The 21,332-nt window shown below is 67.6% G+C and carries 16 protein-coding genes and 1 tRNA gene; 9 read left to right on the forward strand and 8 right to left on the reverse strand.

Annotated elements, in window-relative coordinates:
- Positions 1-14: 14 nt before the first annotated feature.
- Positions 15-770 carry an SIMPL domain-containing protein gene (locus GCU42_RS03415; protein WP_114229022.1) on the reverse strand — a complete coding sequence of 252 codons (756 nt, stop codon included), beginning with the start codon at positions 768-770 and terminating at the stop codon, positions 15-17.
- Positions 771-863: 93 nt separating this feature from the next.
- Positions 864-3,230 carry a TonB-dependent receptor plug domain-containing protein gene (locus tag GCU42_RS15215; protein ID WP_205215025.1) on the reverse strand — a complete coding sequence of 789 codons (2,367 nt, stop codon included), beginning with the start codon at positions 3,228-3,230 and terminating at the stop codon, positions 864-866.
- A gap of 375 nt (positions 3,231-3,605) precedes the next feature.
- Between GCU42_RS15215 and GCU42_RS03430 the strand changes: the two genes are divergently transcribed.
- From GCU42_RS03430 to GCU42_RS03445, 4 genes are all read left to right on the forward strand, one after another.
- A complete protein-coding gene (locus GCU42_RS03430; protein WP_114229021.1) occupies positions 3,606-4,217 on the forward strand; it encodes a TetR/AcrR family transcriptional regulator in 612 nt (203 codons plus the stop codon).
- Between the two features lie 300 nt (positions 4,218-4,517).
- Positions 4,518-4,946 (forward strand): hypothetical protein, encoded by a 429-nt coding sequence (locus GCU42_RS03435; RefSeq protein ID WP_114229020.1) that lies wholly within the window; start codon positions 4,518-4,520, stop codon positions 4,944-4,946.
- Complete coding sequence (locus tag GCU42_RS03440; protein ID WP_114229019.1) at positions 4,943-6,217, forward strand: efflux RND transporter periplasmic adaptor subunit; 1,275 nt, start codon at positions 4,943-4,945, stop codon at positions 6,215-6,217. Before GCU42_RS03435 ends, GCU42_RS03440 begins: the two co-directional genes overlap by 4 nt.
- Before the next feature lie 54 nt (positions 6,218-6,271).
- Positions 6,272-9,457, forward strand: coding sequence for an efflux RND transporter permease subunit (locus GCU42_RS03445; RefSeq protein WP_114229018.1), 3,186 nt, complete (start codon positions 6,272-6,274; stop codon positions 9,455-9,457).
- A gap of 133 nt (positions 9,458-9,590) precedes the next feature.
- On the opposite strand, the gene GCU42_RS03450 is transcribed toward GCU42_RS03445, so the two are convergent.
- Together GCU42_RS03450 and cpdR are read right to left on the reverse strand one after the other, a co-directional pair.
- Positions 9,591-9,665 (reverse strand) — tRNA-Val (locus tag GCU42_RS03450).
- 54 nt (positions 9,666-9,719) lie between these two features.
- Entirely contained in the window at positions 9,720-10,097 is a 378-nt protein-coding gene (cpdR, locus tag GCU42_RS03455; RefSeq protein ID WP_114229017.1) for a cell cycle two-component system response regulator CpdR, read from the reverse strand.
- Positions 10,098-10,265: 168 nt separating this feature from the next.
- On the opposite strand from cpdR, the gene GCU42_RS03460 reads away from it, so the two are divergent.
- Positions 10,266-11,114 carry an N-formylglutamate amidohydrolase gene (locus GCU42_RS03460; protein WP_114229016.1) on the forward strand — a complete coding sequence of 283 codons (849 nt, stop codon included), beginning with the start codon at positions 10,266-10,268 and terminating at the stop codon, positions 11,112-11,114.
- Between the two features lie 176 nt (positions 11,115-11,290).
- Here the strand turns inward: GCU42_RS03460 and GCU42_RS03465 are convergent, their stop codons facing one another.
- On the reverse strand, positions 11,291-12,088 hold the full coding sequence (locus GCU42_RS03465; protein WP_114229015.1) for a SapC family protein: 798 nt from the start codon (positions 12,086-12,088) through the stop codon (positions 11,291-11,293).
- A gap of 142 nt (positions 12,089-12,230) precedes the next feature.
- Between GCU42_RS03465 and GCU42_RS03470 the strand changes: the two genes are divergently transcribed.
- Together GCU42_RS03470 and GCU42_RS03475 are read left to right on the forward strand one after the other, a co-directional pair.
- Positions 12,231-12,665 carry a hypothetical protein gene (locus GCU42_RS03470; RefSeq protein WP_152569435.1) on the forward strand — a complete coding sequence of 145 codons (435 nt, stop codon included), beginning with the start codon at positions 12,231-12,233 and terminating at the stop codon, positions 12,663-12,665.
- Positions 12,666-12,752: 87 nt separating this feature from the next.
- Positions 12,753-14,183, forward strand: a complete 1,431-nt coding sequence (locus GCU42_RS03475) for a DEAD/DEAH box helicase (protein WP_114229013.1) — start codon at positions 12,753-12,755, stop codon at positions 14,181-14,183.
- Here the strand turns inward: GCU42_RS03475 and GCU42_RS03480 are convergent, their stop codons facing one another.
- The gene (locus tag GCU42_RS03480; RefSeq protein WP_114229012.1) at positions 14,184-16,301 is read right to left on the reverse strand and encodes a ComEC/Rec2 family competence protein; all 2,118 of its coding nucleotides are present in this window, start codon (positions 16,299-16,301) and stop codon (positions 14,184-14,186) included.
- A gap of 51 nt (positions 16,302-16,352) precedes the next feature.
- Here GCU42_RS03480 and gltX point away from each other — a divergent pair, with 51 nt between their 5' ends.
- Together gltX and GCU42_RS03490 are read left to right on the forward strand one after the other, a co-directional pair.
- On the forward strand, positions 16,353-17,771 hold the full coding sequence (gene gltX / locus GCU42_RS03485) for a glutamate--tRNA ligase (RefSeq protein ID WP_114229011.1): 1,419 nt from the start codon (positions 16,353-16,355) through the stop codon (positions 17,769-17,771).
- Positions 17,771-19,057 carry a citrate synthase gene (locus tag GCU42_RS03490; protein ID WP_114229010.1) on the forward strand — a complete coding sequence of 429 codons (1,287 nt, stop codon included), beginning with the start codon at positions 17,771-17,773 and terminating at the stop codon, positions 19,055-19,057. The genes gltX and GCU42_RS03490 overlap by 1 nt, the downstream gene beginning before the upstream one ends.
- Here the strand turns inward: GCU42_RS03490 and GCU42_RS03495 are convergent.
- Positions 19,054-20,361: a sensor histidine kinase gene (locus tag GCU42_RS03495; RefSeq protein WP_114229009.1), complete on the reverse strand. Its 1,308-nt coding sequence runs from the start codon at positions 20,359-20,361 to the stop codon at positions 19,054-19,056. The genes GCU42_RS03490 and GCU42_RS03495 overlap by 4 nt on opposite strands.
- Entirely contained in the window at positions 20,342-21,301 is a 960-nt protein-coding gene (locus GCU42_RS03500; RefSeq protein WP_168713094.1) for a DUF2336 domain-containing protein, read from the reverse strand. Before GCU42_RS03500 ends, GCU42_RS03495 begins: the two co-directional genes overlap by 20 nt.
- Between the last annotated feature and the right edge of the window lie 31 nt (positions 21,302-21,332).

Consider the following 21,332-nt stretch of genomic DNA (forward strand, 5'->3'; position numbering starts at 1 on the left):
CCCGGGTGATGCCGTCAGCGCTCCATCCGATATTGCAGGGTCAGCGTGACGCCCGTCTCGATCTGGCCGGGCGCGATGCTATCGCGCTCGGGAGCCGGCGGCGGCGGCGGCGGAGGAGCGCCGGCCCGGAGGCGGCTGCCGGTCACCACGATTTCGCTAGCGCGGTAGGAAACACCCTCCTGCACCGTAAGCAGGCTGACCTTCGCGAAGCCGGCGCTGCGGGCATATTCGGTCGCCTCGGCCACGCCTCGCGCCATCGCCTGCGTCCGTGCCCGGGCGCGGATCGGCAGGGGGTCGGCAATCTCGAAATAGGGCCCGCTGATCCCGGTCGCACCGGCGCTGGTCAACGTATCGAGCAGCGCGGTCAGGCGATCGAGGTTACGGGTCTTGATGCGCACACTGTTGCTGGCGATGTAGCCGTTGAAGCGCTGGCGCCCGACCCCGCCAACATTTTCGTAGACGTAATCGGCGTTGAGCGAGATGCCCTGGGTCTGCACGTCCTTGTCGGCGATACCCGCGCGGCGGATGGCGCCGAGCAGCGCCTCGGTCTTGATCCGGTTCTCCGCCAGCGCATCGGTCGCCTTGGGTGCCCGCCCCTCGGTGGAGATTGTCAACGTCGCCTGGTCCGGCGCGGTGCGCAATTGCTCGCTTATGACGAGGGTGATGACGGGGTTGGCCGCAAGCTCCGCCGGCGCGGCATTGACGATCTGCGCAGCAGCCGGACTGGCAGTGACAAGCGACAACGGCAACAGCCAGACACGCGCGGACATCGGCACTCCCCTTCTGATGAGGCCGCCATCCTGCCCGTGCGATCCGGTGGGGGCAAGCGCGCCGCCGCCCCTGCCCCACCGAATCGTCGGTCGCTAGCGCGCTCCGCCGCCATCCGCCGCGGCGCGACGGAAGAAGGAGGGTGGCGGCAGGAACAGCTTCCGCAAGCTGATCGAGACGGTCCGTCCGGCCGGATTGAGCAGGTCGGGCTGATAGTTGAACGGGATGGCCCCAAGATTGTCGCGGACCTGCTGCTTGGAATCGAACAGGTTATTGACGCCAAGGCGGAATTGAACCCCGCGCAGCCAGGGATGCTTGAGCACCAGGTCGGGCCTCTCCCCGAGATTGGCGAATGCCGAAATGTTGAGCTGCGCGAGCGGCGAGAAGCGTAGATTGCTGGTGCCGCTCTGGACGTCGCCGCCATTCTGCCAGGTTCCCGACAGCCGCAAGCCCAGGCCATTATTGAAATAGCCGCCCTCGGCTTCGAGCTTGTGACGCGGCTGGAAGCCGCCACTGACAAGTTCACCGTTAAGGTAGCTCAGGATCGGCCCACCCGGACCAATCTGCGCGTCATCGCGGAACACCCAGGTGTGGTACAATGAGAATTGCAGGCGCCCGCCCTGGCGGAAGTTGCCGCCGCCGCCGCCGCGTCCACCGCCGCCCCCGCCGTCTCGGCCGCCACCTGGCGGCCCACCTGCGCCGGGCCGCCCACCGCCTGGCGGCAGTCCGAATTGCTTGCGGAAGGCGTCTATCACGGCTTGGGTCGGCCGTGCCGACGTCAGGGGCTTGGAGAAGTTGATCCCCCAGCGCAGCTCGTCCCGGCTAGCGCGGTAGAGGTTCACCGGCGTCACATCCACCCGCAGCAGCGTACCGGTGACCGGGTCGCGCGTAATCCGGTCCGGGAACGCACTCTGCACCGCCGCGGTCACGCCCGGGAAATCGCTGATGACGTTGCTCGACCGCGTATGGCTGTAATCGGCGCGTAGGTTGATGTCCTTTTCGGCCCATGGCTTCCAGGTCACGCCGAACTTGGTGACGTTGCGGCGGTCGGGCGTCAGCGCCGGATTGCCGCCGCTTACCACGTCGGCCAGTACGGTCGTTCCAGTGACGAAGTCGAACACGCGGGTGGCCGGCGTGACGAGTTGCGGGTCACCAAGCTGGTCGAGCGTCGGAGCAGACTCGTCGCGGGTGTAGCTGAGGATGAAATTGAACGGGACGGAGGGCGACCAGTTAACCCCCGCACCGATGGTGTTGAGCGACTTGACGTCGGACAGGTGCTCGACATTGCCATTCAGGTTGAGGGTTAGATTGCCGAGCGCGTCGAAATCCGAGCGGCGACGCGATAGCGGCATATCCACGCTGAAGCCGGCGTTGACCGACTGGCGCGTGAAGTGGGTCGGATCGACTGCCACGCCCTGGCGGGACGAGCGGCTGGAGATACTCTCGGCGTCGGCCCCGGCCTTGAGCGTCACTGCCAGCTCGCCCGCCGGCAGCTTGAACAGGCTGCCGTTAAGCACCGCGTCGATGTTGCCGGTCTGCGTATTGACCCGGGCATTGTCGGTGTAGCCCGTGAGCGCCGCCGTTTCGCGGTCGGTCTCGGTGGTCGTCCGCGCCGCCTGATAGCCGCCCGTGAACGACCATCGCCAATCGTCCTGATTGCCGTTGAGGGCGAAGTTGAGCTGACCCGAAAGCGTGTTGCTGTGCCGGTCGAGGCCGACTCCCGGGACGATCAGCGATGGTCCGAGGAGATTGTCACCGCTCTGCTGCTGCACCTGCCCATCAACTGTCGCCGAGGCCTTGCCGATACTGAAATTGTGCGTCCCCCCGACGCGCGCCAACTCCTGCGAGCCCACTAGCGTGCGATACGGCCGCGGATCTGGTCCGGGGCCGCTGAGCATAATCAGCCGCTCATTTTCGGTGATGGCACTATTGCCCTCAACGTGCGCGTTAAGGGTGGTGCGACTGGTCTTGCCGATCTGAAGCCGCGTCACGTCAGCTTGGCCACTGCTGTTGCCGCCCGCGGTCGGGACGGTTCCCTGCGCCTGCACCGAGGTCGAGCGGAAACGCGAGCGAAGCACGATGTTCACGACCCGCTGGTTGGCACTGTAGCCATATTTGAGTGCGACTTCCTCGGGCAGGATGTCGAGGCGGAGGATCGCCTCGGGCGGCAGATCGCGGATTTCGCGGAAGCCCGAGATCCGCCGGCCGTTGAGCAGCACCACCGGCTGCTCGCCGCCGCGTCCGCGGATGCTGCCGAGCTGCGGGCTCAATTGCTGCAACAGCTCGGCGACGCTGCTGGCGCCGTAGGCCCGAATGTCGCGCGAGGTGAGCGTATTTTCAGGCGGAATGTCGCCGATCACCGCGGTCGGATCGCGGCGCCCGATCACCGTCACTTCCTCGCCCTCTTCGTCGTCGACGGCGGTGGAAGAACTGGCGGAGGGAACCTGCGCAGCAGTGGTCACCGGCGCCGTGGTCGAAGTTGGGGCGGCCGTCGTTGCGGGCCCCTCCGCTGGAGCTGGAGCTGGAGCTGGAGCTGGAGCTGGAGCTGGCGCGGGTGCCGGAGTGGTCTGAGCATGAATGGGGATTGCGAGCGCGGCAATGGCGCCGCCGGTCAGGAGAAAACGGGTCATGGCCGCGTCGCTACACCAAAAAGGGGTGAACGTCGGGTGACCGGTGCATGACCTTCGACGGGCGGGCGGCAGGGACCGACCGGCGATGGTCGGACGACGTCGCCCGGGATACCCGGGCCAGGCGCTCCAGCATAGCTTGGCACTGTCGGCGCCCCGGCCGGGAAGGACTCTGGACATCAACCACTTAGCCATTATATACCGATCGATATGGAAGCGCTTCTGCAACGGGCCTGCAAGGGTCGTCCCCGCGAATTCGACGTCGACGATGCGTTGGCGGCAGCGCTACGCGTGTTTTGGCAAAAGGGCTATGAAGGCACCTCGCTGACCGATCTGACCGAGGCGATGGGGATCACCCGCCCGAGTCTCTATGCCGCCTTTGGCAACAAGGAGTCGCTGTTTCGCAAGGCGCTCGACCTCTACGAATCCGAGAAGCTCGCTTATATCGGTGAGGCACTCGCCGCGCCGACTTCGCGCGAAGTCGCCCACCGGCTGCTCAGCGGCGCGCTGGCGACGCAGACCAGTGAATGCGAGCCGCGCGGTTGCCTCCGAGTGATCAGCTCAGTGACCTGCGGCGCGGAAGCCGAATCGGTCAAAGCCGACCTTCAGGCGCGCCGGGCATCGTCGCATCAGGCTATTCTCCAGCGAATGGAACAGGCGAAGGCCGACGGCGATCTGCCGGCGCATACCGACGTCGCGGGCATCACCAATTATCTCCTGGCCGTACTCCAGGGCATGTCCGTGCAGGCCGGCAATGGCGCGACGAAGGAACAGCTGGCCGAGGTCGTCAGGACCACGATCGCCATATGGCCCGGCAAATAGCCAAAAAAGTTTTCTACCAAGCGGTACAAAACCCTTGACCGCCGCCCTCCGCGTTTATATACCGCTCAGTATAGAACAATCGTCGAGAGAAGCGCCGATGCTCAAACTCTGTACTGTGGATCCGTCTGACGCCCGCTAGGGGCGTCTAGCATCACTCACCAGCGGCTCGCTCATCGCCGACGTCTTTTTTGACGCCGGGGATGTCCGGTCCGCGCCCGCCAAACCTCCGTTTCGACCTCCGTCCGCCGGCCCCGGCCGCGGCGATCGGTCGAGCCTTGCCCGCCGAACAGGAACAATCCCATGGCCAGCCTGCCCATCACCGCTTTGCCCGCCCCCCGCCCCACCGTCCTCCCCGCTGTCGCCCCCAAGGTGGTGCCGGTCGAGCGCGTCAGCATTGTCCCCGAAGCGCGCCTGTCCGCGCTCGAGTGGTCGATCGTCGCGCTGGCCGAGCGCGACAGCCTCGCCAGCCTGCGCGAGCCCGGGCGCATCGCCGCCGCGCTCGAGAGTTTGTTCGGCCTCGCCCGCCCCAATCGGCTTGCCGATCCGCGGCTCGAGGCCCTGCGCCGCGTTTCCGTCCACGTCTGGCGCAATCGCTGGAAAGTGCCGGGCGATGAGCTGCGCGCTTTCACCGATGCCGGTTTCACGCTCGACCAGTATGAACTCATCCAGCTCAGCATCGCCAAAAGCCATCAGCAGTCGCGCCGCCGCCGCGGGAGCTATCGTCGATGAATGCCCCGACCACACCTCCCCGCGAGGAGACGCTCGAAAGGGTTCCCCCGCCCGCCGGCCTCCGGCGCTGGTCGACGCGGCAGAAAGTTGCGCTCGGCGCGCTTCCCGTCGCCCTCGCGGGTGGCCTGTTGCTGGCGCGTAGCGGCGGCTCGGCCGCTCCGGCGGCACCGCCGCCGGTGACGGTGACCGCCGCGACTCCGCTCATCCGCTCGATCGCCGAGTGGGATGATTACAGCGGCCGCTTCGAAGCCAGCCGTGCGGTCGAGGTGCGGCCGCGCGTCTCGGGCGCCATCATTGGCGTTCACTTCACGGACGGCGCGGTGGTCCGCCAAGGCCAATTGCTCTTCACCATCGACCCGCGGCCGTTCGCCGCGGCGGTGGCTGAGGCTCGCGCCGCCGTCGCCGGTGCCCGCAGCGATCTCGCGCTCGCCAATGCCGAGCTGGCGCGGTCCGACGCGCTGGTCGCCAAAGGCTTCGTGTCGCGCGCCGATATCGACCGGCTGCGGGCCAAGGTCCAGGCCGCGCAGGCCGAGCTCGCCGCCGCGCAGGCGCGGGTGCGCTCGCGCGAACTTGACCTCGGCTTCACCCAGGTGCGGGCGCCGATCACCGGGAGGATTTCCGACCGCCGGATCGATCCGGGCAATCTGGTCGCGGGCGGCGCCACTGGCAGCGAGGCGACCTTGCTGACCACCATCAACGCGCTCGACCCGATCTATTTCGCCTTCGACGCGTCCGAGGCGCTGTTCCTCAAAGCGCGGCGGGCACGTGAGACCGGCCAGGCGCCGACCGAAGTCGCCATCCGCCTGCAGGACGAGACCGACTATCGCTGGAAGGGGCGCCTTGAGTTCACCGACAACGGCCTCGACACGCGCTCGGGCACCATTCGCCTCCGCGCGGTGGTGAACAACGGCGGGCAGTTCCTGACCCCGGGGATGTTCGGCAACCTTCGCCTGGCCTCGGGCGCGCCGGTCAGCGCGCTGCTCGTGCCCGACGCGGCGGTGACGACGGATCAGGCGCGCAAGGTCGTGACCGTGGTCGACGGCGACGGCAACCTGTCGCCGCACCCGGTCTCGGTCGGACCGCTGATCGACGGCTTGCGCGTCATCCGCTCGGGGCTCAGCCCCAGCGATCATGTGGTGGTCGACGGCGCGCAGCTCGCGATGCCGGGCACCCGGGTCAAGGTCCGGATGAGCACGATCGCCCCCGCGGCCGCGCCCCCCGCGCCAGGCCCGGTGGCGCCGGTCTCCGGCACCGCGACCTTCTCCCGCTAGCACCGAAACTCTCCTTCCCGTTCACCCAACGCCTCCGGGCGTGGAGCCTTCGTCATGCGCCTATCCCGTTTCTTCATCACGCGGCCGATCTTCGCGGCGGTCATTGCGGTGCTAATCACCGTGATGGGCGGCATCGCCTATTTCGCGCTGCCGGTGTCGCAATATCCCGACATCGTGCCGCCGACGGTGACGGTGAACGCCAGCTATCCCGGCGCCTCGGCCGAGACGGTCAGCTCGACGGTGGCGGCGCCGATCGAGCAGGAAATCAACGGCGTCGACAACATGCTCTACATGTCGTCGCAGTCGACCGGCGACGGCCGCCTGACCATAACGGTGACGTTCAAGCAGGGCACCGACCTCAACGCCGCGCAGGTGCTCGTCCAGAACCGCGTCGCGATCGCCGCGCCGCGGCTGCCGCAAGAAGTGCAGCGGCTCGGCATCGTCACCCGCAAGACGTCGCCCGACTTCCTGATGGTCGTGAACCTCGTCTCACCGGGCAACAAGCTCGATCGCGGCTACATGTCCAATTACGCGCTGAGCCAGATCCGCGACCGCATCGCGCGGCTTGACGGGGTCGGCGACGTCCAGCTGTTCGGCTCGCGCGATTATGCCATGCGGGTGTGGATCGATCCCGACCGCGCCGCCGCCCTGAACCTGACCGCCGGCGAGATCGTCGCGGCGCTGCAGGCGCAGAACGTCCAGGTTGCCGCCGGCACGCTCGGCCAGCCGCCCTACGCCACGGGCAGCGCTTACCAGCTCAATGTCGAGACCCAGGGTCGGCTGACCGACCCGCAGCAATTCGCCAACGTCGTCATCCGCAGCGACTCTGACGGCCGCCAGGTCCGCGTGTCCGATGTCGCCCGGGTCGAGCTCGGGGCGGCCGATTACGCCTCCAACACCTATCTGTCGGGTCAGCCGACGGTGCTGCTCGGCGTTTTCCAGCGGCCCGGCTCGAACGCGCTGGCGGCTGCAGCGGCGGTCCAGAACGAGATGAAGGCGGCGTCCAAGTCCTTTCCGCCCGGCCTCGAGTATAAGGTCATCTACAACCCGACCGAGTTCATCGCCCAGTCGATCGACGCCGTCGGCCACACCCTGCTCGAGGCGATCGGGCTGGTGGTGCTGGTGATCATCGTCTTCCTCCAGCGCTGGCGCGCGGCGGTGATCCCGGTGGTTGCGATTCCCGTCTCGCTGATCGGGACCTTCGCGGTGCTAGAGCTGGTCGGCTATTCGCTGAACAGCCTGTCGCTGTTCGGGCTGGTGCTGGCGATCGGCATCGTGGTCGACGACGCCATCGTCGTGGTCGAAAATGTCGAACGCAATCTCGCCAAAGGGATGAGCGCGCTCGAGGCCGCGCGTACCTCGATGGACGAGGTCGCCGGCGCGCTGGTCGCGATCGTGCTGGTGCTGTGCGCGGTGTTCCTGCCGACGCTTTTCCTCAACGGCCTGTCGGGCGCCTTCTACCACCAGTTCGCGGTGACCATCTCGGCCGCCACGCTCATTTCGCTGCTCCTGTCGCTGACCCTGTCGCCGGCGCTGGCAGCGCTGCTGCTCCGCCCGCACAGCCATGTCGCGCCGAGCAATCGGCTGGTCGCGCTGGCGGCTGCGGCCGGCGACCGCTTCAACCGCGCGTTCGAGCATTTCAGCGAGCGTTACGCGGCGTTGACCGCCCGGCTGGTGCGCGCGCCCAAGCGGATGATGGCTGCCTATGCGGTGCTGATCGCGGCCACCGTCGGGCTGTTCACGATAACGCCCACCGGCTTCATCCCCGCGCAGGACCAGGGCTACTTTCTGACCGTCATCCAGCTCCCGCCCGGCTCGTCACTCGAGCGGACCGACGCGGTGATGCGCAAGGTCGTCGACCGGATCCTGCCGATCAAGGGCGTCGAGGGCGCGGTGATGCTCGCCGGCTTCGACGGCGCCTCGCAGACCCAGGCGCCCAACGCCGCCGCCGCCTACATCCCGCTCAAGTCGTTCGCCGAGCGCGAGAAGCTCGGCGTCAAGCTCGCGGACATCATGACCGAGGCGCAGAAGCGCACCGGCGACATCAACGAGGCGCGGCTGCTGATCGTCCCGCCGCCGCTGATCCAAGGCATCGGCTCGGCCGGCGGCTATCGGATGATCGTTCAGGATACCGGCGGTCACAGCTTCCAGCAATTGTCGGGCCTGTCGTGGGGGATCATCGGCAAGGCCAATCAGACCCCAGGCCTCAAGCAGGTCTACACGCTGTTCGACATCAACACGCCGCGGGTGTTTGCCGACATCGACCGGACAAAGGCCGACCTGCTCGGCGTGCCGCCAGAGCGGATTTTCGAGGCGCTCCAGGTCTATCTCGGCTCGGCCTTCGTCAACGATTTCAACTTGCTCGGCCGCACTTACCACGTCACCGCGCAGGCCGACGCCCCCTATCGGGCGAGCGAATCCGACATCGCCAACCTCCGCGCCCGCTCGAACTCGGGCGCGATGGTCCCGATCGGCTCGGTCGCGACCTTCGAGGACCGCACCGGCCCCTATCGCGTCTCACGCTACAACGGCTTCCCAGCGGTCGAGATCGACGGCGACACCGCGCCCGGATATTCGTCTGGCCAGTCGCTCGATGCGATGGACAGGATTGCGTCCGAGGTCCTGCCCGCCGGCTTCCACACCGAGTGGACCGGCATTGCCTATCAGCAGAAGGCCGCCGGAAGCACGGCCGGGCTGGTGTTCGCCATGGCCGTCCTGTTCATCTTCCTTGTGCTCGCGGCGCAGTTCGAGAGCCTGGTGCTTCCGCTGTCGATCATCCTGATCGTGCCGATGTGCCTGCTGGCGGCAATGGCTGGCGTGACCCTCCGCGGCATGGACAACAATGTGCTGACCCAGATCGGCCTGGTGGTGCTGATCGCGCTGGCCGCCAAGAATGCGATCCTGATCGTCGAGTTCGCCCAGCAGGACGAGGCGGCGGGCATGTCGCCGATCGAAGCGGCCGTCCGCGCCGCCCGCGACCGCCTGCGGCCGATCCTGATGACCAGCTTCGCCTTCATCCTCGGCTCGCTGCCGCTGCTGGTAGCAAAGGGCGCCGGCGCCGAGCTCCGCCAGGCATTGGGCACCGCGGTCTTCTTCGGGATGATCGGAGTGACTGCCTTCGGGCTGATCTTCACGCCCACGTTCTACGTGGTCTGCCGCAGCCTCGCCGAACGCAGCGCCCGCTGGCGGCAGGCGCCGCGCTCAGGCGGAGGCGAGCCGAGCCTGGTGCCAGCCGAATAGTTGATGCCCGACCGCCGCCCGAGCGGGCGCTACGACGCTCGCTTCAGCTCGGCTCTGCTCGGCTCGGCTCGGCTCGGCTCGGCTCGGCTCGGCTCGGCTCGGCTCGGCTCGGCGAATAGGAAAGATGGAAAAATGGTGGGCGTGGCAAGGATTGAACTTGCGACCCCTGCGATGTCAACACAGTGCTCTACCACTGAGCTACACGCCCACTCGACGCGGCACCTAGTCGGACTTGGCCGGGGGTGCAAGCCTTGTCAGCGCACTAAAGCCGGCTGTGCTGGTCTTCGGTCTGGAAGATGCGATCGACCTCGGCGACGAGGTCCTTGAGATGGAACGGCTTGCTCAGCAGCTTGGCCTCAGGCGCGGTGCGGCCGCTTTGCAGCGCGACGGCGGCGAAGCCCGTGATGAACATCACCCGGATCGCGGGATCGATCACCGCCGCCTTCTGCGCCAGCTCGATCCCGTCCATCTCGGGCATGACGATGTCGGTCAGCAGGAGGTCGAAGCGCTCCTGCTCAAGCAGGGGCATCGCCTCGGTGCCGCAGCCGACGGCGGCCACATCGTAACCGACGCGGGTCAGCGCGCGCGCCAGATACTCGCGCATCGAAGTGTCGTCTTCGGCCAGCAGGATTCGAAACATATGACCGCTCCTATGCGCCCGCTGCTTAACATTTTCCATGCCTTGTAGCGGCCCCTCCCAATCTGGCACGTGAACCTTGCGCAAAAAGGCGCCAAGGGAGGCGATGCCATCGATGATGGCAGCAGTTCGTTATAGCATGGCCGGCACACAACAAGGAACGGCAGCCCGATGACGGAAACAACGCCGCTGTCGCCGATCGTCCGGCCCGGGACCGGTCGCTGGCCGGTGCTGCTGTCAGTTCCGCATGCCGGGACCTCTTATCCCCCGGCCCTGCTGGCGGATTCCCGCCACGGCCGCCGCGCGCTGGAGGCGCTCGAGGATCCGCTGGTCGACCGGCTAATCTGGCGGGCGGCAGCGCTCGGTATCGGGGCGGTCATCGCGCGCGCGCCGCGCGGGCTTATCGACTGCAATCGCGGACCGCTCGAGATGGACGCGCGGATGATCGATGCTGAGCCGGGGCACGACCCCGGTCCCCGTGCCCGCGGCGGCCTCGGCCTGGTCCCGACCCGCACCCCGCGTCACGGCGAACTGTGGCGGCGACCGCTCAGCCGCAGCGAGCTCCAGCGCCGCAAGAACAGCGCCTGGACCCCCTTTCACGACGCGCTGGCGGAGCAACTGAGACTTCTCCATCGCCGCCACGGCGAAGTGCTGTTGCTCGACGTCCATTCGATGCCGGCGCGCGCGGCAGGATTGCCGCGCCTTGTGATCGGAGACCGCCACGGCCGCAGCGCCGCTGCCTGGCTCGGCGACCTCGTGCGCCGCACAGCGGAAGGCGCCAGGGTCTCGACCGCCTTCAACGACCCCTACGCCGGAGGCTATGTCGTCGAGCGCCACGGTCGCCCGCGCACGGGGGTCCACGCGCTTCAGCTCGAGTTTGATCGCGGTTGTTACTTGGCGGCGGACGGGCGCTCGCCCGGAGCGGGTTTCGACCGCGTTGCCCGGCTGCTTGAACAAATGGCGCGCGACGCTGGCGAAGCCTTGCTCGACCGCCAGGCGTCGCTCGAAGCTGCTGAATAGAAAAACGGCCACCTCGCCCGCAGGCAAGATGGCCGAGTTCAGGGAAGAACGCAGCTGTCGCGGTGGACGACTGCGAAGGCCGGGCCACGAAGGGGGGACACGCGGCCCGGCTCCACCCAGATGGGAAGCCGGGCCGTCGCCGCCAAGCCCCTAGGGCACGGCCCGCCGCGCCAGACTCACGACTGGACGGCGGTCGCCTGCGGCTGGAACGATGCGGGCAGCGGGCCCGTGCCCTGCTGCACCTGACGGCTGAACAGGTCGCGGACTTGGCCCAAGCTGAACAGGTGCGCGTAGAGCAGCGGCAACATGCCGTTCTGATTCATCTTGCGAAGCTCGTCGCCGCGGGTCTCGCGGAACTTCTCTTCGTCGATCATCTGGAAACCGCGATAAACGAACGGCTGCTCGCTGCCCTCGGGCTGGATCGCAACTTCGCCATCCATTAGCAGGCCCGACTTCTTGAGTTCGGTCATGAAGAACTGGGTGCGCTGCCCGGCCTGCTCGAACTGCTCGCAGAACTCGAGAATGGCGCGGGTCGCCTCGCTCGGCTGGTCGCCGTCGAACAGCGCCTGGCCGTCCTCGAAATCACCGATCGCATTGGCGGTCGGGTCGAAGCAGAGCGATAATTCGTCGCTGTCGGGCGCTAGGCGCGCGAGCAGGAACGGGTAGCGGCGCAGATAGGCCGGCATGTAAACGCTGCTGTCGAGCGGCTTGCCGTCCTTGTCGACGAACGTGTTGAGCCCCTCGTTGAGCGCCATCAGCGCCAGCGGCACCGGCTCGTCGCCGACCGAGAAGATGATCGGGTAATGACGCTGGGCCGACGAGAACTCGTCCACCGTCAGCGGGATGGCATGGATCTGGGCGAGCGCGGGCAGAGACTCGATCCCGCGCACCTTCAGCGAGCCGTGCGCCTGGCTATTGAGCGGCTCAAGCTGATTATACAGAATCGGCAGCGCAGTCGGCGCGGCAGTCGCCATGATCAAGAAACTCCTGGAAAAAAGGCCCCGGTAGGACGCGGGTCGCGCTCTAAAAGCGCCGGCTGCATCTGGCAAGGGCGGCCGGGTTCATCGGGTGTTCAACGGCGGCCAACGAAGCCCATGCTCCTTGCCTTCCTGATCGGTGCCCCGGTTGATCCTTTCGGCCTTTCCCCTGTTTACCGCCTTGCTCACGCTGTTCGGCGCTCCGCCTGAAGCCGTCAGCATTGCGCGAGTGACGGTCAGCGAGGAGATCGTGATGCGCGTGCCGGTGATCCGCCCGCGCTTCCCCGTGCCGATCCGCTGGGAGGAGGCCAAGGGGCCGCGCTGCATCAGGGCCGACAACATCCTGGCGACCGCGCTCGCCGACGACGGCAGCATCGATTTCCTCATGCGCAGCCGCGAGCGCATCCGGGGCCAGCTCGAAAATCAGTGTCCGACGCTCGATTTCTACGGCGGCCTCTATCTACAGTCGGTCGACGGGGCGATCTGCGCCCGCCGCGACGAAGTGCGCAGTCGGATCGGCGGATCGTGTGCGATCGAACGTTTCCGGCGGATGGTCCCCCACCCCATCCGCTGACATTTCTTGACTTTGAACGACTTATCACGCACGGCGCAGAGCGCCTGCGGCGACGATCGCCTGCGCGGGCTTATTCCGGATAATTACATGAATTTTGCCGATCTCGGCCTTTCCGACGAACTGCTGCGCGCTGTCGAGGACAGCGGCTACACCGAAGCCACGCCGATCCAGTCCAAGGCGATCCCGTCCGTGCTGATGGGGCGCGACCTGGTCGGCATCGCCCAGACCGGCACTGGCAAGACCGCCGCATTCGTGCTGCCGATGATCGACATCCTTGGCAACGGCCGCAGCCGGGCCCGGATGCCGCGCTCGCTGATCCTTGAACCGACCCGCGAACTTGCCGCGCAGGTCGCCGAGAATTTCGAGAAATACGGCAAATATCACAAGCTCTCGATGGCGCTGCTGATCGGCGGCGTGCAGATGGGCGACCAGGTCAAGGCGCTCGAGAAGGGCGTCGACGTGCTGATCGCTACCCCCGGCCGGCTGATGGACCTGTTCGGCCGCGGCAAAATCCTTCTGACCGGCTGTGACCTCTTGGTGATCGACGAGGCCGACCGAATGCTCGACATGGGATTCATCCCCGACATCGAGGAAATCTGCTCGCGCCTGCCCAAGCAGCGTCAGACCTTGCTCTTCTCGGCGACCATGCCGCCACCGATCCAGAAGCTTGCGTCGAAATTCCTGTCGGAGCCGAAGACGGTCGAGGTCGCCCGCCCGGCGACCGCCAACGTCAACATCGACCAGCAAGTTATCGAGGTTCGCACCGACAAGAAGCGTGACGTGCTGCGCGACATCCTCCGCAGCGACCGGGTCAAGAACGCGATTATTTTCAGCAATCGCAAGACGATGGTCCGCGATCTTTACACCAGCTTGAAGCGCTCGGGGTTCGCCGTCGGACAAATCCACGGCGACATGGAGCAGTCGGACCGGATCGCCGAGTTCGATCGGTTCAAGAATGACGAGATCACCGTGCTGGTGGCGTCGGACGTCGCCGCGCGCGGGCTCGACGTCCGCGGTGTCAGCCATGTGATCAACTTCGACGTGCCGTGGCAGCCCGACGATTATGTCCATCGGATCGGACGGACCGGCCGCGCGGGCGCCAAGGGGACCGCGATCACGCTGGCCACTAAGGAAGATGCCGAGGCGCTGGCGCGGATCGAGCATCTCACCGGCACCAAAATCGCGCGGGTCAAGCTAGGCGGCGGTGAGCCGGTCAGTGACGATACGGCGACGGAGGAAAAGGCCCCACGGCGCGCCCGAGGCAAGGCCGCCGACGCGAAGCCAAAAGCCGAGCCGGTCGCCCGCAAGACCGACCGCGCCCCGCGTGAGGACAAGCCCGCCGCCAAGTCGCGGAAGGACGATCAGCCGACCGAGCAGCCGGCACGGGCTGAGCGTTCACGTCCCGAGCGGCCCCGTGCCGAGCCGGCACGGTCTCAACCGGCGTCCGAACTCGAAGGCGCCGGCGACGACGGCTGGAACGGCCCCCTCCCCAGCTTCCTCTCGGTCGGCCTCAACTGATCAGGGGCGCACGCTCCACGGATGGCCGGCGGTCTCGCCGGTCACCGTGCTGATGACGGGCTCGCTGCCCAGCTTGATCGTCATTCCCCCGGTCTGCCGCAGTGCCTGCGAATCCAGCCGCAGCCAGCGCGGCTGGCAATTGCGCGGCAGCCGGCGGTCGGCGACGACGATGTCGGCACCGTCGCAAGCGGCGGTCAACTCGTCCCATTCGAGCTTCTGGCCCGAGCGGACCGCTAGCACGGTCCAGCTTTGCCCGGCGCGATAAATCCGGGCGACGCAGCTGTCGAGGCTGCATTGCGCGGCATGCCAGTTGTCGAGCGCCGGCAATTCGCCGTCGAAAGCCGCCGTCTCCCCCAACAGGCTGCGAACATAATCCTTGGCTCGTTCCCGCAAGAGATGGGGAGTGCCGTCATCGGCGACGATCGCCAGATGTCGACCGTCGCCGGTGATGAGGAGGTCCGGACGCGCGCTGAAGAGGGCCGCGACCGCGCCTATCGCGATCGGAACCAGCCCGAGCAGGCGGACACGTCCAGTCCGCCAGAGTGCCAGCCACAGGCCGCCCAGGACCATCGCCGCGAATGCCCAGTCGGGCATCTGCGGGCGCAGCGCCACCGAGCCGGGGGCTGCGGCGGCCGCATGCGCGACTTTGAGCAGCAGGCCGATCGCCATCCCTGTCGCCTGCCACCAGGGCCACCCCCATCCCGCGAGGTCGAATAGCAGGGCGCCGGCCTCGAGCGGCATGATCACGAAGGTGGTCAGCGGGATCGCGATCAGATTGGCGAAGACGCCGTACAGCCCCTCGCGATGAAAATGGAACAGCGCGAAGGGCATCAGCGCGAGCTCGATCGCGAGACCGGTCATCAACAGCTCGATGACGTGCCGAAGCAGCCGCCGCCCCGCCCCATCCTCGCGCGGCTCGACCAGGCGCTTGAACCACGGCCAGCTGAAAAGCGCGACCAGCGTCGTCACGGCCGCGAAGGACAGTTGGAAGCTTGGTCCATACAGGCTCTCGGGCTTGATCAGCAGGATCACCAGCGCCCCGGTGGCGATCATCCGCAGGCTCAGCGCTTCCCGGCCGAGCGCGATCCCGGCGAGCACCAGCAGCGCAGCAAGGCAGCTTCGCACGGTCGGGACCTGCATCCCGGTCAGCAGCGTGTAGGCGATCCCCGCGAGCGAACCCACGCCCGCCGCGACCAGCACCAAGTTGAACCGCAGGGCAAGCCGCTCGGACAGCGACAGCAGCCGCAGAGTCAGCAGGAAAGTCGCGCCAATCGCGGCGGCGATGTGCAGCCCGCTCACCGACAGGAGGTGGGCAAGCCCCGAGCGCCGCATGGCGTCAGCATCGGCCTCGGGCAAGGCGCCCTGGTCGCCGGTAACCAGCGAGGTCGCGATGCCGCCTTTGCTGACGTCGAGCTGGGCGCGGATGTGGCGATCGAGCCGAGCACGCCAGCTGTCGAGCCCGCTGGCCTCCGCGGGCGTCAGCAGCTCGACCGGACCGAGCGCCTTCCCCATCCCACCGATCCCGGCGAACCACAGGTCGCGGGCATAGTCGTGCGCACCGGGCAATGGCATATCCATCGGCCCGGTCAGCCGCGCCTTGACCGTCAGCCGCGCCCCGCTGCCAAGGCCGGCAGGCGCGTCGGCGGTCGCGACATTGATCCGGATGAGCGGCGGCAAGGCGGGATCGTCAGGCCTCACCAGAAGGCGCACGAGGTCGCGCGCCGGCAAGGGCTCGGCGCTGTCGACGGTGCCGGTCAGCGTCGTGATCACCGGTCGGTCGAGCCGGGCGGTGGCCGCGCGATCCGCCTGCCACCAGACGACCACAAGGCCGAGCGCCAGCCCAACGGCGCCGCCGCACACCGATCGCCGCAGCCGGCCCTTCAGCGCCCAGCCGGCGGCGGACAGGCCGGCGCACACCCACAGCATCGCCAGCCAGCTGCGCAGCCCTGGCAGGATCAGCCACAGCGCGATCCCGCTTCCGAAGCTGACGACCCACCATAAGGGCAGCGCCTCGCGCTCGCGGTCGAGAAATGATTCCGCACTTGCGAAGAGCGGCGGGACGCGCCAGTGCGGGAGCACCGGAACCCATCGTCCAAAGGTGGCGACTTGCTCGCGCAAGGTCTCACTCGCAAGGGCGATCCGGCCGCTATATCAAAGAGGAAAGCCCGCTTGAGCGCAAGCTCCGTCGTCACCCGCTTCGCCCCCTCCCCGACCGGCTTTCTGCACATCGGTGGAGCGCGGACCGCGCTGTTCAACTGGCTGTTCGCCCGGGCCCACGGCGGCAAGTTCCTGCTCAGGATCGAAGATACCGACAAGGCGCGGTCGACCAAGCCGGCAATCGACGCCATTCTCGACGGCATGCGCTGGCTCGAGCTCGATTGGGACGGGCACGAATACTACCAGTCGCAATTCTGGGCACGCCACGCCGAGGTCGCGCACGAGATGCTGGCCAAGGGGCAGGCTTATCGCTGCTACCTGACCCAGGAGGAACTCCAGGCGCAGCGCGAGGCGGCCCAGGCCGAACGCCGCCCCTTCCGCATCCGCAGCCCGTGGCGCGACGTTACCGAGACCCAAGCCGATAAGCCTTTCGTCGTCCGGCTCCGCGCGCCGCAGGAGGGCGAAACGGTGATCGACGACCAGGTCCAGGGCCGGGTCACCGTCCAGAACGTCGAGCTCGACGATTTCGTCCTGCTCCGCTCGGACGGCACCCCGACCTACATGCTCGCGGTGGTGGTCGATGACCACGACATGGGCGTCACCCACGTCATTCGCGGCGACGACCACCTCAACAACGCCTTCCGCCAGTTGGCGATCATCAAGGCGATGGGCTGGCCCGAGCCGGTCTATGCCCACGTCCCTCTCATCCACGGTTCGGACGGCGCCAAGCTGAGCAAGCGCCACGGCGCCCTCGGCGTCGACGCCTATCGCGACGAGCTCGGGATCCTCCCCGAAGCGCTCAACAATTATCTGTTGCGGCTCGGCTGGGGCCACGGCGACGACGAGATCATCAGCCGGGAACAGGCGATCGAGTGGTTCGGCCTCGACCATGTCGGCAAGTCGCCGTCACGCTTCGACCTGAAGAAGCTCGAGAATCTGAACGGCCATTATCTTCGTAGCAGCGACGATGCGCGGCTGGCCGTGCTGGTCGCCGCCCGCCGCGAAGGGATGAGCGCCGACGACCTCGCCTTGCTCGAGCGAGCGCTGCCCGAGCTCAAGGTGCGCGCCAAGGATTTGAACGAACTCGCCAGCGGCGCCGACTTCCTCTTCGCCCAGCGCCCGTTGGCGATCGAGGACAAGGCGGCCGAGCTGCTGACCGACGACACCCGCGGCGTGCTCGCGCAGGTCCATGCCGCGCTCGCCGACGTCGGCGAGTGGACCCATGAGACGACCGAAGCCGCGGTGAAAGCGGTGGCCGAAGAAGCCGGGCTCAAGCTCGGCAAGGTTGCCCAGCCGCTGCGCGCTGCGCTCACCGGGCGAACGACCAGCCCGGGCATCTTTGACGTGCTGGTGCTGTTGGGGCAGGGCGAAAGCCTGGCCCGGATCCAAGACCAGATACAACCAACCACCGCTGTGATGGAGCGCGACTGATGTCGGACAAGAACGCCACCCTGAACCTCGAGGGCAAGGATCTCTCGATGGAGGTGCTGAGCGGCACGGTCGGGCCCGACGTGGTCGACATCCGCAAGCTCTACGGCGCGACCGGCGCCTTCACCTACGATCCCGGCTTCACCTCGACCGCCAGCTGCCGCAGCGCGATCACCTACATCGACGGCGAGGCGGGCATCCTGCTTCACCGCGGCTATCCGATCGATCAGCTCGCCGAGCAGTCGAGCTTTATGGAGGTCTCTTACCTCCTGCTTCACGGCGAACTGCCAACTCAGGCCGAGCTCGACAGCTTCACCTACACGATCAGCCGCCACACCATGGTCCATGAGCAGCTGGCAACCTTCTTCCGCGGCTTCCGCCGCGACGCGCACCCGATGGCGATCATGTGCGGCGTGGTTGGCGCGCTGTCCTCCTTCTACCACGACAGCACCGACATCACCGATCCCAAGCAGCGCGAGATCGCCTCGCACCGCCTGATCGCGAAGATGCCGACCATCGCCGCGATGGCACATAAATACAGCATCGGGCAGCCGTTCCTCTATCCCGACAATTCGCTGAGCTACACCGGCAACTTCCTGCGGATGACTTTCGGCGTCCCGGCCGAGGACTATGTTGTCAATCCGATCATCGAGAAGGCAATGGACCGGATCTTCATCCTCCATGCCGACCACGAGCAGAACGCCTCGACCTCGACCGTGCGCCTCGCCGGCTCGTCGGGCGCCAACCCGTTCGCCTGCATGGCGGCGGGGATCGCCTGCCTGTGGGGTCCAGCGCACGGCGGGGCCAATGAGGCGGCGCTCAACATGCTGCGCGAGATCGGCGACGTGAAGCGCATCCCCGAATACATCGCCCGCGCCAAGGACAAGGACGATCCCTTCCGCCTGATGGGCTTTGGCCACCGGGTCTACAAGAATTTCGACCCGCGCGCGAAGGTGATGAAGGCGACCGCCGACGAGGTGCTGAAGGAACTCAACATCTCCGACCCGGTCCTCGACGTCGCCAAGGAACTCGAGCATATCGCGCTTAACGACAGCTATTTCATCGAGAAGAAGCTCTACCCGAACGTCGATTTCTATTCGGGCGTGATCCTGAACGCGATCGGCTTCCCGACCGAGATGTTCACCGCGCTCTTTGCGCTCGCCCGCACCGTCGGCTGGGTCGCGCAGTGGAACGAGATGATCTCAGATCCCGAGCAGAAGATCGGTCGTCCGCGCCAACTCTACGTCGGCGAAACCCAGCGCGACTATACGCCGGTTGCGAGCCGCTAGGCGGCCGGCAAGCGCAGGGTGAAGTTGGCGCCTTCGCCCGGCTTGCTGTCGAGAGTAATGTCGCCTCCCATCTGCCGCGCGTAGCGGCGGGAAATCGCAAGCCCGAGTCCCGCCCCGTCTGTGCGCGGCTCGGCCTGCTCGAACCGCTCGAAGATCCGCTGTTGGTCGGCGGGTGCGACGCCCGTCCCCTCGTCGGAGACCGTCACGCTGACATCGCTGCCACCCGCGCAGGTCACGCGGACGATCTTGCCCTTGGGCGAGTGGCGAACGGCGTTGCTCAGCAAGTTGACGAGGATTTGCGTGACCGACCGTGCGTCGCCGAGCGTCGGCAGCGACGGCGGTCCATCGACGTCGAACACGATGCCGGCCTCGGTCGCCTGGACCTGGACCAGCCCGGCGGCTTCTAGCGCGAGCTCGGCCAGATCGATGCGCTCGGGCGCCGGCGCCGGGCGCTCCGCGCTCATCCCCTGGAGCACGAGCAACAGGTGGCGGGCGGCCGAGGCGATGTCGGCGGCATAACCCGCATAATCGCTCCGCAGCGGCCCCTCGCCCTTCTCGGCGATCCGGGCCGCCTCGCCCATGATGACGTCAAGCGGCTGGCGGAGAAGGTTGTCGAAACCCTGATCGAAATCGGCGGGCGGCCGTTCGGCGCGCACCTCCGGCTGTTCGACATGCAGGCTGAAGCCAAGGAAGTCCTCGCTCGCGGTCAGCCGCGGCGAGCCGCTCAAGCTTAGCTCGCGTCCACTGGCGCGAACCCGCACCCCCTGCCGCTCGAACGCGCGACGGGCGGCGACCGCGGAAAGCATCGGCAGGTCGCCTTCGGCGGACGGCAGCAGTTCGAACAGGCGGGTCAGCGGCTGGCCAGGCGCACCACGCGCCGTCTCGCCGAGCAGCGCCGCCAGCGCCTTGCCGACCGTCTGGATCTTGAGATCGCCGTCGATCAGCAGGTCGGCGTCGCGCTCGCTCTCGTCGGCCCCGGTCCCTTCGATGACCCGGAAGCGGCGTGGCCGGGGCGGTCGCTCGATCCAGCTTTCGATGCTCAACGCCACCCCATTAGGCGACGGATCGGCCCGCACCCACAGGTCGAGGTCGGCCTCGCCGGTCGCCGCCAGCGCCTGGCGCGAAAGGCTCACACCCAGCTGGCTGCAGAGCCGGGCAATAGCGGCGAGCTGGGGCACCGCGAGCGCAGCGCCAAGGCCACCGCCGGCCTCCTCCTGCAAGCGGATCAGGCGCGGGTCGGCCGCCGTCAGCCGACCGCTCTGGTCGAGCTGCCCGCGGACAGGCTCAAACGCGGCGCTGGCCATGTCGCTCGAAGGCGGCGCGTGCCGCAAGGAAGGCGGGCGGCAGACGCATTGCCGCGCGTTGAGTGCTGATCTCTAATGACGTCATGGCGTCGAAGCCGACCATCGCCTCGCCCGGATCGCCCAGGCTGCGCGCTTCGCCCAGCGCGGCGATCAACCCGGCGGCCGCCGTCCGGTCGAGCTCGGCGAGCCGCAGCAGCCGGCCGACCGCGCGCTCGTTCCGCCCGGTGAGCATCTGCCAAGCTTCGGCCGCGGGGATCCGCGCGAGCCGCGCGAGCCCTTCGGCCAGCAGTACGGCCTCGCCCTCCAGCGCCAGCGCCATGAGCAGGCCTGCGTCGAGCTTGCCGGCCTGCTCGAGCGCAAGCATCAACCGCGCCTCGCGCGCGTCGAGCCGCTCGCCCTCGTCGTGCCGCGCCAGCATGTCGACCGCCGCTGCCACCAGCGCATCGGCGGGCCCGCGCAGCGCCGCTGCCACGGCGTAGGTCAACGTCACCGCGGTCTCGGCATCGCAGTCGGCGAGAGTCAGCCCGGGCCGACCGAACCGGTCGCGAGCGGACGCACGGGCGATTACCACTGCCATCGTCGCGCTGACCACCGTGTGGTTCGAATCGGCGCCCCAGGTCTCGAGCAGGCCTCCGCCCGGTCGCTGGCGTGCTGTGCTGCGGAAGGCGAGCACGTCGGCACGGCGCACCAACAGGCCGACGAGATCGCGTTGCCCGAGCAGGCCGGCAGCGCGAAGGTCCGCAACCACTTCCTCGGCGTCCACCTCGGCCTGGTCAGCATCGGGCACGCGCAGCAGCAACTCCTCGGCGATCTGACCGACCAGCCCCGACAGCAGGCTGAGCATCAGCGCCCGCTCCTGCTCCGAGGGTCGAGAGAGCGGATCGAGCGAGAGATCGGTCATGGCCGCGCCGAGCCGATCGACCCCGCGTGCCGCGCGCACGGGTTCGGCTGAACGGTCCTCCTTGCGGGCC

Origin of the sequence: Sphingomonas ginsengisoli An et al. 2013 (genome assembly GCF_009363895.1) — a bacterium.
Taxonomy (GTDB): Bacteria; Pseudomonadota; Alphaproteobacteria; order Sphingomonadales; family Sphingomonadaceae; genus Sphingomicrobium; species Sphingomicrobium ginsengisoli.